General features: G+C 68.3%; 11 protein-coding genes, 1 other RNA gene and 1 pseudogene. 3 read left to right on the top strand and 10 right to left on the bottom strand.

The window, feature by feature from the left end; genetic code table 11:
• Nucleotides 1-68 precede the first annotated feature (68 nt).
• Entirely contained in the window at nucleotides 69-500 is a 432-nt protein-coding gene (locus ABZ818_RS17075; RefSeq protein WP_361414999.1) for an ATP-binding protein, read from the top strand.
• A 43-nt stretch (nucleotides 501-543) separates the two neighbouring features.
• On the opposite strand, the gene ABZ818_RS17070 is transcribed toward ABZ818_RS17075, so the two are convergent.
• From ABZ818_RS17070 to ABZ818_RS17055, 4 genes are all read right to left on the bottom strand, one after another.
• Nucleotides 544-720, bottom strand: a complete 177-nt coding sequence (locus ABZ818_RS17070) for a hypothetical protein (RefSeq protein ID WP_361414997.1) — start codon at nucleotides 718-720, stop codon at nucleotides 544-546.
• Between the two features lie 9 nt (nucleotides 721-729).
• Nucleotides 730-936: a hypothetical protein gene (locus ABZ818_RS17065; protein WP_361414995.1), complete on the bottom strand. Its 207-nt coding sequence runs from the start codon at nucleotides 934-936 to the stop codon at nucleotides 730-732.
• A 175-nt stretch (nucleotides 937-1,111) separates the two neighbouring features.
• Nucleotides 1,112-1,714, bottom strand: coding sequence for a response regulator transcription factor (locus ABZ818_RS17060; RefSeq protein ID WP_361414993.1), 603 nt, complete (start codon nucleotides 1,712-1,714; stop codon nucleotides 1,112-1,114).
• A gap of 477 nt (nucleotides 1,715-2,191) precedes the next feature.
• Nucleotides 2,192-8,362: a DNRLRE domain-containing protein gene (locus tag ABZ818_RS17055; RefSeq protein WP_361415145.1), complete on the bottom strand. Its 6,171-nt coding sequence runs from the start codon at nucleotides 8,360-8,362 to the stop codon at nucleotides 2,192-2,194.
• Nucleotides 8,363-8,689: 327 nt separating this feature from the next.
• On the opposite strand from ABZ818_RS17055, the gene ABZ818_RS17050 reads away from it, so the two are divergent.
• Nucleotides 8,690-9,814, top strand: coding sequence for a histidine kinase (locus ABZ818_RS17050; protein ID WP_361414991.1), 1,125 nt, complete (start codon nucleotides 8,690-8,692; stop codon nucleotides 9,812-9,814).
• An 84-nt stretch (nucleotides 9,815-9,898) separates the two neighbouring features.
• Here the strand turns inward: ABZ818_RS17050 and ssrA are convergent.
• From ssrA to ftsE, 5 genes are all read right to left on the bottom strand, one after another.
• Nucleotides 9,899-10,299, bottom strand: a transfer-messenger RNA (tmRNA) gene (ssrA, locus tag ABZ818_RS17045).
• 120 nt (nucleotides 10,300-10,419) lie between these two features.
• Nucleotides 10,420-10,899, bottom strand: a complete 480-nt coding sequence (smpB, locus tag ABZ818_RS17040; protein ID WP_361414989.1) for an SsrA-binding protein SmpB — start codon at nucleotides 10,897-10,899, stop codon at nucleotides 10,420-10,422.
• 69 nt (nucleotides 10,900-10,968) lie between these two features.
• Nucleotides 10,969-12,141, bottom strand: a complete 1,173-nt coding sequence (locus ABZ818_RS17035; RefSeq protein ID WP_361414987.1) for a S41 family peptidase — start codon at nucleotides 12,139-12,141, stop codon at nucleotides 10,969-10,971.
• A gap of 68 nt (nucleotides 12,142-12,209) precedes the next feature.
• On the bottom strand, nucleotides 12,210-13,127 hold the full coding sequence (ftsX, locus tag ABZ818_RS17030) for a permease-like cell division protein FtsX (protein ID WP_361414985.1): 918 nt from the start codon (nucleotides 13,125-13,127) through the stop codon (nucleotides 12,210-12,212).
• 33 nt (nucleotides 13,128-13,160) lie between these two features.
• The gene (gene ftsE, locus ABZ818_RS17025) at nucleotides 13,161-13,850 is read right to left on the bottom strand and encodes a cell division ATP-binding protein FtsE (protein WP_361414983.1); all 690 of its coding nucleotides are present in this window, start codon (nucleotides 13,848-13,850) and stop codon (nucleotides 13,161-13,163) included.
• A gap of 252 nt (nucleotides 13,851-14,102) precedes the next feature.
• Between ftsE and ABZ818_RS17020 the strand changes: the two genes are divergently transcribed.
• Entirely contained in the window at nucleotides 14,103-14,294 is a 192-nt protein-coding gene (locus ABZ818_RS17020; RefSeq protein WP_361414981.1) for a hypothetical protein, read from the top strand.
• Between the two features lie 120 nt (nucleotides 14,295-14,414).
• On the opposite strand, the pseudogene ABZ818_RS17015 reads toward ABZ818_RS17020, so the two are convergent.
• Nucleotides 14,415-14,872 (bottom strand): annotated as a pseudogene (locus ABZ818_RS17015) (hypothetical protein); the annotation flags it as partial.

The raw sequence follows: 14,872 nt of genomic DNA, 5'->3' as shown, positions 1-14,872 counted from the left end.
GGCTAGGCACAGGCCAGCAGCATTTTCCCGCCGAACGACGGAGAATCACACGCAAGGAACCAGCCCGTATGCCGACACCGCACCGCTCACCCACCGCGCTCCCCCAGGACATCGAGTTCCGCTTCGCCCGCGACGCGCGGAGCGTGGGCAGGGCCCGGGTGCTCCTGCGCGAACAGGCAACGTCGTGGAAGCTGCCCGACGAGGTGACGGAGACGGCGGTGCTCCTGCTCAGCGAGCTGATGACGAACGCCTACCGCCACGCGAAGGCGCCCGGCCGGGAGATCCGGGCGCGCTGCGTACTGAGCGAGGAGGGCCGCCTGCGCATCTCGGTCACGGACGCGAACGACACGCTGCCGACGGCCCGGGAGGCATCACCGGAGGACGAGTCGGGCCGGGGCCTGACGCTGGTGGAGACACTGGCGAACGACTGGGGCGCGGAACACCGCCAGACCGGCATCGGCAAGACGGTGTGGTTCGAGTTACAGGCTCCACCGCCGTAGGACAGCGACGCATGCGTTACCTGTGGGTGTGGGCCTGCGACTGTCACCCTCTGGGCGTCTTCCGGTTCTTGATTCTGGTGCCAAGGTAGGCTCCGCCTCCGCCGACGATCAGCAGCCCCACGGCCTGGCTCAGAAAGCCGTCACCGAGCAGGGAGGCCAGAGCCGCCCCTGCGACCACGATGCCTGCGAGGATGAGCAGATCGGACAGTTTTACCTTCATCGCCTTCGCTCACTGCTGATCAGCAACGGTTTCGCGCTGCTCGTCCTCGACCGCCGCACCCGCCGACGTCCCCAGTCGGATCCCATGGCGGACGCACCAGATCGCCACTAGTGAACCCAGCATGGCGGGCAGGAACCACACTATCGTCCACGGCCCGCCCAGCACCGCGCCTGCCACGGCCGATCCGTGCACCAGTACGGCCAAGGCGTGGACCACGACCATCTCCGCCCTTGCTCGCCCTGCCGTACTCAGCCGCCCCGCCATCGAAACCGTGTCGCTCCCGACTCCCGTGCACGTCTGCCACGCCGCGCCCTTCGGGCAACGCGCGCAGACCGGTCGGTCTCGACCTCATCACGCGGCACGGAAGCCGGGAAGTGAGATCTTCACGTATCTACAGCCAGCCGTGGCGCTCGGCGATGCGGACGGCGTCGACGAGGGTGCGCGCGTGGAGCTTGCCGACAGCGGACGAGAGCCGGTTGCGGACCGTGCCCAGGCTCAGGAAGAGATCGGCGGCGATCTCGCGAGCATGCGCACCCGAGGACGCCAACCGCAATACCTCGGTTTCCCGCTCGGTCAGCGGGCTGGCCTGGTCGACCCGACCGCCCCGCATCCGCGGGTCGATCACTCGCCCGCCCGCGGCGACCCGGCGAATCGCGTCCGCGGTCTCGGCGGGGGTCGCGCTCTTGAGGAGATAGCCGGAGGCTCCCGCGCTCATGGCACGCCCCAGATGCCCGGGCCGGTCCAGCGCCGTGAGCATCAGGGTGCGGCATTCGGGCAGCCGTTCGGTCAGCGCGGCGGCGACGGAAATGCCATTCAAGGCAGGCAGGTCGATGTCAAGGAGAACCACATCGGGCCGCAGCCGCTCAGTCTCGACCAGCGCGCCCTCGCCATCGGCAGCCTGGCCGACCACCTGTACCCCCAACTCCCCCGAAAGCAGCGCCACCAGCCCGGACCGCACGACAGCGTGGTCCTCGACCACCAACACTTCGATCACCGATCAATTATGCCGTGCTCGCGTGCGGCGACAGGTCGTGGACGCGGCTGGGCATCATCGCGGAGACCACATGACCTCCCCGATATTGCGTCCCGCGCCAACACCCCTCCACTCATCCCTCGACGCGGCAAGCCTGTCACCAAGCGTCGAATATGGTGCGAAAATAGACACAAAGAGCGAGTAGCGACACCCAAGGCGTCAGGGAAAGAAGGTAGAGAACTCTGGACCCCTGGACCTGACTCTTGCGCGCTACGCCTGGAAGGAAGAGTGCGAGCAGCAGACTGTCAAGCCCCAGTGCTGCTTGAGTCCAGAAAAGCACCAGCTGCGATGTATTCATTCCCTTAACCTTTTCCCACGGGGACTGAGCTCCGAGCTGCCACAGCCCGGAGCAGGAAATCGCCGGAACAATAAGCGATCTCAGCCGGGCCGACTCCGGTCAACTTCAGGCCGGCCCGGCTGAGGTTTAGCTAGGTGGCATTATCGGCGCCTCCTCTTTCCTGTGGGCTTCCACCACTTGTGAAAACGAAGTGCTGCGGCACGAGCGGCTGTGCCCCCGAAAGCTCCGTAGCCTGCCGCGCTTCCGCCTGCATACCCGGCTCGCAAGAGAGCACTTCGTGACGATCGCCTGTTCCCAGCCCACTTGGCGGCCATTCCGGCTGCAGCGCCGGCAACCAAGACGCAACCGGCGGCGAGAGCCACGGTTGCGATGAGGGCGGTGCAAGCGAATCCTGCGGCGAACCCGGCGAGCCCTACGCGATGTTGCTTGACCCTACGCTTCACCCGCTTCCACCAGCTGGCCTTTCCGTCCAGGTCGAATCGGTTGAGCGGGTCGGCATGAGCGTACTCGTAGGCGTTCAGGTTGCCCCCGTACACCGGGTCCACCGACAGGAAGCGGCCGGTGGTGGGGTTGTAGAGACGCACGCCCATGAGCGTGAGGCCCGTGAGGGTCTCGGTGGAGCGCTGCTTGGCGCCCAGCCAGTTGTAGCGGGCCGGGGCCTGGCCCTCGCGCGGGTTACCGTACTCGTCGCTGTCCAGGGCCACTGGCGCCTGCTCCTGGTCCAGCGGGAGCTGGAGTGCCACATCGCCGTGGATCGCCGAGAGTTGGAGCACTGTGTCGCCGGTCTTCGACGTCACGGCCGCGAGGTTGCCGGAGGCGGCGGTGACGTTGCGGCTCAGAGTTCCCGTGGCGGTGTCCTCCACGATCCAGCGCGGGTTGTCGCCGTCGCCGTCGTAGTGGTTGAGCTTCGATTCGGTCTGTGTCCAGGTGCCGCCGCTGTCCGTCTCCACCTTCCAGGAGCGGAAGCGCAGCCCGGCGTCGAGCTCCCAGGTCTGGCGCTTGCCGTTCGCAGTCAGCTGGTGGACCAAGTCGTTGGCGTAGTAGCGGATCGTGCTGCCCGGCAGCGCGGTGGTGCGGCCGAACGCGTCGTAGGTGTAGCCGGCGTCGACGAGGCGGTCGGCGCTGTCGTAGGTGTGGTTGGTGGTACCGCCTCCGGTGGAGGCGCAGGCGGCGCTGAGTTCGGCGGTGCTCGTGGTGAGGGAGGTGCGGTTGGCGCGCTTGTCGAAGGTGTAGGCGCGTCGGGTGCAGACCTCGCCGACCGTGTCGTCGACACCGGTCAGCCGGCCCGCGCGGTCGTAGCGGTAGGTCTGGCTCGACCAGCCCTGATGGCTGGTCACCTGCCCGTGGACCGACTCGCTGACCCTGTCGGTGTAGACGGTCGTGCCGTCGCTGTCACGGGTGTAGATCCGTGAGGCGGTGGAGCCGGTGGGGTCCTCGGTGACAGTCAGGGTGTAGCCACCGGGCAGCTTCTCGGTGTCCACCGACCCGTCGGCGTCGTACGTGGCCGAGAAGGCGCCCGCGACGGAGTCGGTGGTCTTCGTGGCCAGGCCACGTGGTTCGGCCGCGTGGTCGTACGTGTAGGTGAGGGTGGACGGGACGGAGTCGGTGACCTTGACCGGGCGGTCGAGCAGGTCGTACTCGGTCCTGGTGACACCGCCGTCGGCGTCGGTGTAGGAGATCAGACGGCCGAGCTTGTCGTACGCCTTGGTGATCGTCCCGCCGGTCGGCGAGCTCATCTTGGTCACCGCGCCGGTGGCCGGGTCGTACTCCGTGGTGGTTTCGGGAACCGCCTGCCCGAGCCCGCCGGTAACCGTCGCCTTGATCTCACGGCCGGCCGCGTCATAGGTCTTCGTGGTCGTCCGGTACACCCCGCCGACCTCGTCCGTGACGGTGGCCGGGTTGCCCCAGCGGTCGTATTCGGTCGTGGTGTTCACCAGCTTGTTCGGCTGCGAGCCGCCGCCGGTGATGTCACCGGCGGGACCGGTCCAGCACAACTGGTCCGCCCACTCGGGACGGCCCTTGCACCAGCCGGTGCCGGTCGCCGACCAGTACTCGGTGACACGGGTCGCGGCATCGTTGCCCGTCCCGCCCGGGAGCACCTGATCGGTGACCCGGCCCTGGGAGTCGTACCCCGTCGTGGTGGTGAGGTTCAGACCGCCCGCGTCCTTGGTGGTGTACCTGGCCAGGCCCTTGACCCAGTCGTACTGGGTGGTCTCGACCCGCTTCTCGCCCATGACGGAGTAGTAGTCGCGGACCCGGGCGCCGGTGACGGTGACGGTGACCTGGTCCTTGACCGTTGCCGTGCCGTCGGTCGGGCGACCCCCGTCGTACTCCTTGACGGTCCATGAACGGGCCGGGACCGAGGTTCCAGCCTCGACCAGGAAGGTGCTGCCTTCCTTGAGGTCCTCAGTCAGGTCGACCCGGCGGAGGGGACCGAATTGCTCCAGCTCCCGCAGTCCGCGCTCGTCGTAGAGCGAGGTGGTGGACAGCAGGTGAGCGCGCTCGGCCGCCGAGCGCCCGATGATGCCCAGGTCGGTGAGCTGCTCCTTCTCCTCTGCGGTGGCTCCGAGCGCCAGCGCGCGGTTGCCCGCGGTGAGTCCGCGGACGGTGTTGCCGAAGCGGTCGTATTCGGTGGTGGTGATGTGTCCGCCCGGCTTCGCGGTGTTGACTGTACGGCCGGAGGCGTTCAGATACGTCACCATGGCACGCTTGTAGCCGTCGGACGTGAGGTCGACGCCGTCGTGGGATGCCGGTATCGAGTCGGCGGGGAACACCGCGGTGGCGTCCGTGGGGGCGTCCAACTGGCCCCACGCGGCGACGGCGGCGGTGCCCATGCCGTACGGCGCCTTGGTGCCGGTGAGCGGCACCCCGTAGACGACACTGGTGACCGCGTTGCCCTCCACCGTGTCCGCGGTGCCCTGCTTCAGGGCCTGCCGGGACGACTTCAGCAGCATGCCGTCGCCCGGAGCCGTGCCCGCGCCCGCGTTGCCGTAGGTGAAGGAGTAGGGCAGCTGGCTCTGCTGCTGCATCCAGGTCACCCGGCCTCCCCAGTAGGCGTACTGGGTCTGCGAGGCCTGGCTGAGCCGCGGGTCCCACTGCTGGCGCAGACTGCCGTTGGAGTCATAGCGGTACTTGACCACGGCGGTGGCGGTCGCGGCGGACGCACCGGGACTGGTGGCCCAGACGCGGACCTCGCTGACCTGGTCGGCGAAATCGCCGAACTGGTCGTTGGTCTGCGTGCCGGTGGCGGTGGTCGTGGACGCGTAGACGAACTCCAGGACCTTGCAGCCCTTGGTCGCCGGGGACGTCTCGCAGGCCGCGGTGGTGGCCGCCGAGGTCGGGGCGATGATCCGCTTGGGGCGGGCCAGTTTCTTGCCGTCGACGGTCACGGTCTCGGAGACGACCTTGGTGGTGGTGTTGGCCAGGCCGTCAAAGAGGGTGCTGCTGACCTGCCAGGTGGTGGCCGCCGCATCGGGCTTGGTGAAGGTGGTGACCGTGCCCTCGGTGTCGGTGAGGGTCAGGGTCCCCGTCAGGCTGCCCGTGAGGGTCAGGTCCTCGGAGCCGGGCTCGGGTATCCAGCCGTTCTTCGCCGCGTTCGCGGTGAAGTGGATGGCGTCGCCCTCCTCCATCACCACGTCGACGGCGGTGTCGGAGACGCGCCGGATGTGGCTGTAGTCGGACTCGGTGCTCTCCGCGACGGTGCCGGCGACCCACTCCTTGCCGAAGATCGCGGCCTGGCCCTCCTGCGCCGCGCCACGGTTGGGAGTGCGCGAGGCAGCCGTGCGCGACACAGACATGTCGAACATCGACACGTCGGTCTCGGAGAGCGTGAAGTTACCGGTCAGCAGGTTGAGCGAGCCGGGGCCCACCTCGGTGGTGGCCGCCCCTTCCGCGTGGCGGTCTACGACCACGGTCAGCGGAACGGTGCTGCTGGCGGCGGAGGACGGGCCGGTGAAGTCGGCCTTGATCTGGATCGTGCCGTCCGGGTTGACCGTGTCGGTGGTGTTCCAGACCAGCGGGGCGTTCTTGCCGTTGGTCAGCGGGACGGGCCAGGCGGTCAGCGGGTTGCCGCCGGAGGTCACGTGACGGGTGGGGATCTCCACCCAGGTGTCCGCCTCGGAGCGCCGCCAGGAGAAGGACACCGCGTTGTACTTGCCCGCCTCGGCCTCGGCGACCAGCGGCAGACGGCGGGCGGTGCGCTCACCCTCCGACGGCTGGACGAAACCGCCCGAGCCCACGTGGAAGAGGTATTCCAGCGCCTCGGACTTGTTGTCCGCCTTGTCGACGGCCCGCGCCTGGAGCGTGTGGCTGCCGTTCTTCGGCGGGGTGACGGAGATCGCCTTGTTCGCGCTGGATCCGCCGGTGGTGACCTTGGTCCAGGTGACACCGTCGAGGGACCACTCGAGCCAGTTGTGATCGGTGCCGGAGGGCGGGGTCACGGTGAACGTGCCCGGCTGGCCCTCGCCCTTCACCCACTGACCGACGGGGTAGTCCGTCGAGGTGATCTTCGTCGGGGCAGAGGGGGCCTTGGTGTCGACCGTGAAAAGCTTCCACGCCGACCACTCGGTGTTGTAATGCGTGCCGTCGTAGGGGCTGGTACGGAACTTGTACGTCTTTCCGTCCGCGAGCAGCCCGGCCGGGACGGACACCGAGGCGGGCTGACCCGATGCCACGAACTTCGACACGATGGGGCTGCCGACCTGGGTGTTGGTCGCGTTGTCGTAGATCTGGAAGGTCCCGTTGACCTTGTCGCCGTCGGGATCGACGAAGGTGTCCCGCAGAGTGGGCGTGGTGGTGTTGACGACGTAGGCGCCGCTGTAGGAGAAGTACGGCGGGCCGGCCTCCTGCTTGGTGCCGGTGCGCGGCCGGTAGTTGTAGTTCACCACCAGCTTCGGCGGGTTCGTGGCCGCGTTGGCGGAGTTGACCCGCTTCCACTGCGCCACGACCGACTCGTCCGTGGCGCGGATGCCCATGTGACCGCGAGTGGCCTTGGCCGAGGCCCACTCCTGCACCAGCGTGGTCACATTGGCGTTGATCCAGCCCTTGGGCTGGGTGCTGGTGCACGAGGAGTTGCCGCGGGTCTCGGTGGAGGTGGCCTTCTTCGCCGTCATCGTCGGACGGTTGGTCCACCGGCTGGAGGTCGAGGCGGCGGGGGAGGACCACACCTCCCACGGGTACGCCTTGCAGTCGGTGTTGCCCGAGTGGAAGTTGTACAGCGACAGCTTCGCGTCCAGCACCAGCGCGTCCTGGACGGGTGTGGTGTTCCAGGAGATGAAGGTCTGCGCGGTGCGCGGGGTGCCGTCGGCGTTCTTCGTGCCAGGGTTGCCCCAGTCCAGCTCGGTGTCGGCCGACCAGTCGACGGTCTCGCCCTGTTGTACGTAGGTGTCGAAGACGTTGGACAGCGAGGAGGTGGACGGGTCGATGGTGACCGGGTACTTGGTGTCCGGGTCGGCGAGGAAGTCGGCGTCCGGGGTGATCACCAGGTCGACGGAGGCGCCCTTCTGGACCACCTTCAGGCCGACCCTGGCCTTGCGGGTGTGCTCACCGGAGCGCTCATCGACGGCGGCGTCCCACATCACTGGCGCGGGCATGACAGCCCGCTTCTTGTTCTTCTTGTCGGTGAACAGCACACTGCCGTCGGCCAGTTGCTTCGCCTTCAGGCCCTTGGCCTTCAGCGGCAGCGTGTAGGAGTACTCACCTGCCTCGGGGCGCTGCTTGAGCTCGACGAACTGCTCGAAGCCGGTCCGGGTGGCCTCCACGACCACGTCCGCGCCCGGTACGGCGTTGACGTACTCCGCCCGCGTACCGTCCAGCTTCGGCTGCGGCAGCCCGCCCTTCCACTGCAGGGTGATCTGCTGATCGCCCTCGCCCAAGGTCACCAGGTCGGTGGCTTCGGCCTGCTGAGCGGCTTCCAGTGACTTCGCCGGGGTCCCAAACCTGCCGGACAGGCGCAGTCCGCCCGGGTGTGCCTTGGGCTCGACCGACCCGTCAGCGCCCTGGACCAGGTCCAGGTCGACCTCACGCCACCGACCCGTCGCCTCGTCCGTGAACCGAACGGGCCCTGCGCTGAGTTCCGTGGTGAGCGAGCCGTCCTTGTTCACCCAGGTCGTCGAGGTCTCGGTACGCTCGGACAGCGCTTCGACCCGCTTGCCGTACAACCGGGCCGCGACCTTCGCGGAGGGGATGTCCGCGGCGGTATCGGGGCCCTTGGGTGTACTCTTACCGGCCGTCTGCTGGGTCTTCTCCCGGTTGAGTGCCACCGCCTGACCGGTGGTGGCGACCACTACCGCCGTCTCCGCTGCAAGCACCATCGCGGTCAGGACCGCGATCCGGGGCAGCAGCCGTCTGCGCCTCCGCAAGGCGACGGCCGACCCCTCCCACTCATCGGTGTGGCGTATTCGCTCTGACACGTTCAGTAACCCTTTGTTGTCGTGGACATGGGGCAGCCGTGATCAAAGCAGGGATGCCGCAGCCGAAGAAGTGAAGACTTCACAAGTTGCGAAGATCTCGTGAAGCAAACGAAGACGCAGGTCAGAGCGCTACGGCAGGCTCAAGCCGCCCCGGTGCCACCCGGGGCGGGTTCATAATTGACCGAAGATGATCAAGGTAGGGGCGGATCAAGGATGCGGAGTGGGACAGTGAGCGGCGCGACGGCTCCACCCGGAGCGCGGATCGCCTTCGGTGCGCTGGCCGTACTGGTGTTGGGCTCGGTCGGGCTGGTGGCACTCGACATCGCCGCCTCGCCGTTCAACAGGCGCACTGTCGCTGCCGGCCTGACCGTGCTGGTTCTGACGCCCGCCGTTCTGCTCGGCCAGTACGCGCCCCCGCCCTACCGGCTGCCGTACCGCTGGAGGTGGGGTCTGCTGCTGGTGCAGGCCGGGCTCACCTACGTGCCTTTAGTGGTCTTCCACCACCGGTGGTTCACTCTGCTCGGCTTCCTCGCCGGCGCCGTGATGCTTACTCTGCCTCCCGCCAACTCCGTTCCCGTCACCCTGGCGGTCGTCGCCAGCGGGCCGCTGCTCATCCACACGGGCGTGATCGAAAGCAACCGCGGCCCGCTGGTGGTTCTGCTCAGCACCGGGATCACGGCGAGCACCGTCTTCGCCGTCGTCCATCTCGCCCTGCTGTCGTCCCGGTTGCACGGCAGCAAGCGGCAGACGGCCCGGCTCGCCGAGCAGCGTGCCCAAGCGCGGATGCGCCAGGACCTGCACGATCTGGTGGGCTCGTCGCTGGTGGCCATCGTGGTGCGGGCGGAGAGCGCCCTGCGGCCGCACGCACCCGCCGGATCCGCCCGGGCAGCACTCACCGAGGTCATCGAGCTGGCCCGGCGGACACAGGAAGACGTGCGGCTCATCAGTGGCCCAGAGGCGACCCGCCCGCTGGCCGACGAGTTCGCCCATGTGCAGCGACTGCTGACCATCTCCGGGTTAGGGGTTCACGCCTCGCTGCCGCCGCGTCTCGAGGTGAACGACGCGGTGGCGAAGTGCCTGCGGTCGGTGCTCCACGAGTCGGTGGGCAACCTGCTGGAACACAGCCGTGCCACGTTCTGCGAGATCGAACTCCGCGCCGGCCCGGACGACGTCCGGCTGACCGTCCGCAACGACGGTGTCGCCGCCGAATCGCCGCCGCCCTCCACCCCGGCGCCCGGCCGCGGCACCGGCCTCGTCAGCCTCAGAGGCCGAGTCGTCGCACTCGGCGGAACCCTGCGCGCCGGCCCGGAGGACCGAGAGTTCTCCGTGACAGCCGTCCTGCCTCTGGAGTGACGCTGCGCGCAAGACAAAGGCCCCGCCGCTCGAAAGCGACGGGGCCTTGCCCACATGGGTGAAGGAGGCTCGGGAGCCTCCCGATCGTGGAGATGGCGGGAATCGAACCCGCGTCCAACGGTGCGGAACCAGGGCTTCTCCGTGTGCAGTCCGCTTCGCTTTTCTCAGCCCCGGAGATCACGCGGACAAGTCTCCGACGGGCTCAGTCACTGTTTGGTTTCCCTCTTCACCCCGTGACCGGGATCAAGGTTTAGTCCCCTAGCTGATGCCAGGATCCGGGTCGGGAACAGCCCCGGGCTGACACTCCCTTTAGTAGGAGGCTCGCTCTGCTACCTGAGATCAGGCAGCGAGGGCGAAGGCCTGCTGGGAGGAATCGCGCTTGGTGTTGGCGATTATTTTTTTCGGCCTGTGGTTTACGAGATCATGGCCGCTTCCTCGACACGCTTCCCCTGCCTCGACAACCGCTGTCGAAACCGATCATCCCCATGTTGATTTTTCAAAGCCCCTCCGCAGAGGGGATCCGCACCGGCTTCGCGGTGCTGATGTCATCGTACGTGACCAACGCAGGTCCGTGCCAGCGTATTCCCCGTGTCCCGGACCTGCCGCTACGCCCGCTGCCTGCGCCGCGCCGCCGCCACCGCGCGGTCCGTCTCACGGCGGTCCTGCTTCTCGCGGAGCGTCTGCCGCTTGTCGTACTCCTTCTTGCCCTTCGCCAGCGCGATCTCGACCTTGGCCCGGCCGTCCTTGAAGTACAGCGCCAGGGGGATGATCGTGTGACCCGTCTCCTGGGACTTCGACTCCAGCTTGTCGATCTCCTCCCGGTGCAGCAGCAGCTTCCGCTTGCGGCGGGCGCTGTGGTTGGTCCAGGTGCCCTGGCTGTACTCGGGCACGTGCACGTTGTGCAGCCACGCCTCGTGCCCGTCGAGCTGCACGAACCCGTCGACCAGCGACGCCCGCCCCTGACGCAGCGACTTCACCTCGGTCCCCATCAGCACCAGACCGGCCTCGTAGGTGTCGATGATGAGGTAGTCGTGCCGCGCCTTCTTGTTCTGCGCGATCAGCTTGCGCCCTTTTTCCTTAGCCATAGTGCCCCCCATTTTCGCACTACGGAGGGGGTGTGCGGGAAGCGTATTAAAGGGTGTTCCCGGCCCGGACTAGGACGCCTCGCCCAGGCCCGTCAGAACCGTCTGCGCGCGTCGCAGCGCGTCCTGCCCGGCGTCCAGGTCCGGGGTGATGCCGTGGCCGTCCACGGCGTGCCCGCCGGGGGTGCGGTAGTGCCCGACCGTGAGTTCGGCGACCGAGCCGTCGGGCAGCCGGCTCGGCATCTGCACCGAGCCCTTGCCGAAGGTCCGCGAGCCCACGACGACCGCGCGGCCGCGGTCCTGGAGGGCGCCGGTGAGCAGTTCGGCCGCGCTCATCGTGCCGCCGTCGACGAGTACGACCAGGGGCCGGGTGGTGTCCCCGCCGGAGCCGGCGTGCAGGGCGCGCTGGTCGCCGTCGACGTCGTAGGTGGCGACCAGGCCGCCGTCGAGGAAGGCGGAGGCGGTGGTGACGGCCTCGGTGACCAGGCCGCCGGAGTTGCCGCGCAGGTCGAGGACGATCCCGCCGACGGCCGGGGAGTGGCGTACGGCGGTGCGGACCTTGTCGCCCACGCCCTTCGTGAACGCGGCGATCTTGATGACGGTCACGCCGCCCGTCGGCCGCCGTACCGTGACCGGGTCCGTCGACAGGCGGGCCCGGCGCAGCGTCTGGGTCCACGCACGCTTGCCGCGTTGCAGGCCGAGGGTGACGGCGGTGCCGGCGGGCGCGTCGTCGGCGTCTCCGCGCAGCAGCGCGACCACGTCGGTCACCGGCAGCCCGTCGGTCGGCTCGCCGTCGACGCTGCGCAACCGGTCGCCCCGGCGGATACCGGCGGCCGCCGCGGGCGAGCCCGTGCGGACCTTCGCCACCTCGACCCGGCCGTCCCGCCGGCGCCGCGTCGACAGTCCGACGCCGGTGTACTGGCCGTCCAGGGCCTCCTGGAACTCCTCGTACTCGCCCCGGGAGTAGACGGCGCCCCAGCGGTCGCCGCTGCGGCTGACGGCACGTGCGGCGGCCTGCATGGGGGACTCGCCGACGGCCATGGCCTCGGCCGCCGCCCGGGTCACTTCCTCGGGCCGGCCCACGGGCACGGCCGAACCGGCCTCGCTCGCCTGGAACTTGCCGTCGTCGTGGCCGGGCAGCGAGCCTGTCGCCGCGCCCGCCACCAGCACGCTCGCGAAGACCAATGTCAGGGCGGCCCCGCCGCGGCCGCGGCGGGGCTGACGGAACAGGTCACGGCCCGACATGGCGGTGAGTCTAGGACAACGCCCCGAGGCCGTACGGTTGCTCGACCGTACGACCTCTTTGGCGTGCGTCACACCTTCAGGTACTTGCGCAGCGCGAAGAACGCGGCAAACGCCGGCATCAGGACACTCGTCGCGAGGATGAGCGGCAGCTTCGTCAGCACCGCGTCCCAGCCGATGAAGTTGATCAGATTCAGCTTCTCCGACAGGGCGAGACCGTGGTCGATGATGAAGTACCGCGCGGTCACCAGGAATCCGCAGGCGACCCCGCCGCCGATCAGCCCGGCGACCGCCGCCTCCATGATGAACGGCGCCTGGATGTAGAAGCCGGAGGCGCCCACCAGGCGCATGATCCCGGTCTCACGCCTGCGACTGAACGCCGAGACGCGCACGGTGTTGACGATCAGCATCAGCGCGACGACCAGCATCAGCGACATCACCGCGCGGGCAGCCCAGTTCATGCCGTTCAGCAGCCCGAAGAGGTTGTCCAGGATGCCCTTCTGGTCCTGCACGGACTGCACCCCGTCACGCCCGTTGAAGGCGCTCGCGATGACCTTGTACTGCTCCGGGTTCTTCAGCTTGATCCGGTACGACTCCTGCATCTGGTCCGGCGTGATGGTGCTGGCCAGCGGGGTGTCGCCGAACTGCTCCTTGTAGTGCTTGTACGCCTCGTCCTGCGACTCGTAGGTGACCTTCTGCACCACCGACATCTTGTTCAGGTCGGAGAGGATCGTCTTCTTCTGGTCCTCGGTGACCGCGCCCTTGGCGCAGTTGGGGTCACCCTGGGCGTTGCTCTTGTTGCAGAGGTAGATCGAGACGTTGATCTTGTCGTACCAGTAGCCCTTCATGTTGTTGACCTGGTCGCTCATCAGGAGCGACCCGCCGAACAGGGCGAGCGACAGGGCGACGGACACGACGACGGCGAAGGTCATCGTCAGATTGCGACGAAGACCGACACCGATCTCCGACAGGACGAACTGGGCGCGCATGACGTCTGGTCAAGCCTTTCCGTCGTGGACTGGTCAGTGCTGGTAGCCGTAGACGCCGCGCGCCTGGTCTCGGACGAGACGGCCCTTCTCCAGCTCGATGACGCGCTTGCGCATCTGGTCCACGATGTTCTGGTCGTGGGTCGCCATCACCACGGTGGTGCCCGTCCGGTTGATGCGGTCGAGCAACTTCATGATGCCGACGGAGGTCTGCGGGTCGAGGTTGCCGGTGGGCTCGTCACAGATGAGCAGCTTGGGCCGGTTGACGAAGGCGCGCGCGATGGCGACGCGCTGCTGCTCACCACCGGACAGCTCGCCGGGTCTGCGGTCCTCCTTGCCGCCGAGCCCGACGAGGTCGAGCACCTGCGGCACGGACTTGCGGATCTCGCCCTTGGACTTGCCGATGACCTCCTGAGCGAAGGCGACGTTCTCGGCGACCGTCTTGTTGGGCAGGAGGCGGAAGTCCTGGAAGACCGTGCCCAGCTGGCGCCGGATCTGCGGGACCTTCCAGTTGGAGACGCGCGCGAGGTCCTTGCCCAGGACGTGCACCTGGCCGTGGCTGCACCGCTCCTCGCGGAGGATCAGCCGCAGGAAGGTGGACTTTCCGGAGCCGGAGGACCCCACGAGGAACACGAACTCGCCCTTCTCCACTTCCAGGGAGACGTCCCTGAGGGCGGGGCGGGTCTGCTTGGGGTAGACCTTGGAGACATTGTCGAATCGGATCACGGATGCACCACGTGTCGCCGGGGGTAGATGAGCGTGACCATACGCGAACCGAGTACGGGCGCGCAGTCGCCGGTCATGGTTACGTGTGGGTTGTGTGTTTTTGTACGGGGCATATTCTCGCGGAGTTGGTACAAGGCCCGTACTTGTGGAGCGACCCGCGCGCCGTCCCGGCGAACCTGGCATGGTGGGGAGGGAACGTTCGCGCGCGCGTGGGCGTTGACAGAGTGGAACCGGTGCAAGGAGGGCGAGCGCATGACGTACGACCGGCTGGTGTGCGCGAACTGCGCGGCGCCCGTGAGCGAGGGCCGGTGCCCCGTGTGCCGTGCGAACCGCGAGCGGCTGCAACAGGAGAACTTCTTCGCTGGGCTGAACCCGACGGCGCTGATCGCACTGCTGGTGGTGCTGGTCGCCGCGGTGGCGCTGCTGGCCCACCAGACGGTGTAGGACGCACACCGAGGACGACGTGCAGGGGCCCGGAGCTTGCCGCTCCGGGCCCCTGGTCATTCACTCACGCGTACGCCTCGTACCGGATGCCGCATACGGTGCGTACGCCGGTCGCCACGCTCAGGCAGCGGCGCCGCCGCGGCCCTCCATGAGGCGCGGCAGGAACCGGAAGCCGATACCGCCGGCGATCATCGTGGCCGCGCCGACCAGCAGGAACGTGGTCTCCGCGGCACCGGTCTCGGCGAGCTCCTGGCCGTTGCCCTGCGCGGACGGGTTGCTGTCCGAGCCGGTCTCGGTCAGGGCCGAGGAGCCCTGCTCCTGCGGGACGGTGTTGTTGCCGCCGCCGTTGGGGATGGTGCCGCCGTTGCCGCCGCCCTTGGTGCCACCGTTGCCGCCGGCGTTGCCCGGGCTGTCGTCACCGTCACCGGGGTTGCCGGGGTTCTCGTTACCGCCGCCGGGGTTGCCGGGGTTCTCGTTGCCACCGCCGGGGTTGCCGGGGTTCTCGTTGCCACCGCCGGGGTTGCCGGGGTTCTCGTTGCCACCGCCGGGGTTGCCGGGGTTCTCGTTGCCACCGCCGT

The organism is Streptomyces sp. NPDC047453, assembly GCF_040643155.1.
Classification (GTDB): domain Bacteria; phylum Actinomycetota; class Actinomycetes; order Streptomycetales; family Streptomycetaceae; genus Streptomyces.
This window is presented reverse-complemented; position numbering and strand designations above follow the sequence as displayed.

What these genes read in the sequence shown, in the direction of transcription:
- ABZ818_RS17075 (WP_361414999.1), top strand. Translation starts at nt 69, where the DNA reads ATGCCGACACCGCACCGCTCACCCACCGCGCTCCCCCAGGACATCGAG.
- ABZ818_RS17020 (WP_361414981.1), top strand. Translation starts at nt 14,103, where the DNA reads ATGACGTACGACCGGCTGGTGTGCGCGAACTGCGCGGCGCCCGTGAGC.
- smpB (WP_361414989.1), bottom strand. Translation starts at nt 10,899, where the DNA reads ATGGCTAAGGAAAAAGGGCGCAAGCTGATCGCGCAGAACAAGAAGGCG.
- ABZ818_RS17035 (WP_361414987.1), bottom strand. Translation starts at nt 12,141, where the DNA reads ATGTCGGGCCGTGACCTGTTCCGTCAGCCCCGCCGCGGCCGCGGCGGG.
- ABZ818_RS17055 (WP_361415145.1), bottom strand. Translation starts at nt 8,362, where the DNA reads ATGGTGCTTGCAGCGGAGACGGCGGTAGTGGTCGCCACCACCGGTCAG.
- ABZ818_RS17070 (WP_361414997.1), bottom strand. Translation starts at nt 720, where the DNA reads ATGAAGGTAAAACTGTCCGATCTGCTCATCCTCGCAGGCATCGTGGTC.
- ftsX (WP_361414985.1), bottom strand. Translation starts at nt 13,127, where the DNA reads ATGCGCGCCCAGTTCGTCCTGTCGGAGATCGGTGTCGGTCTTCGTCGC.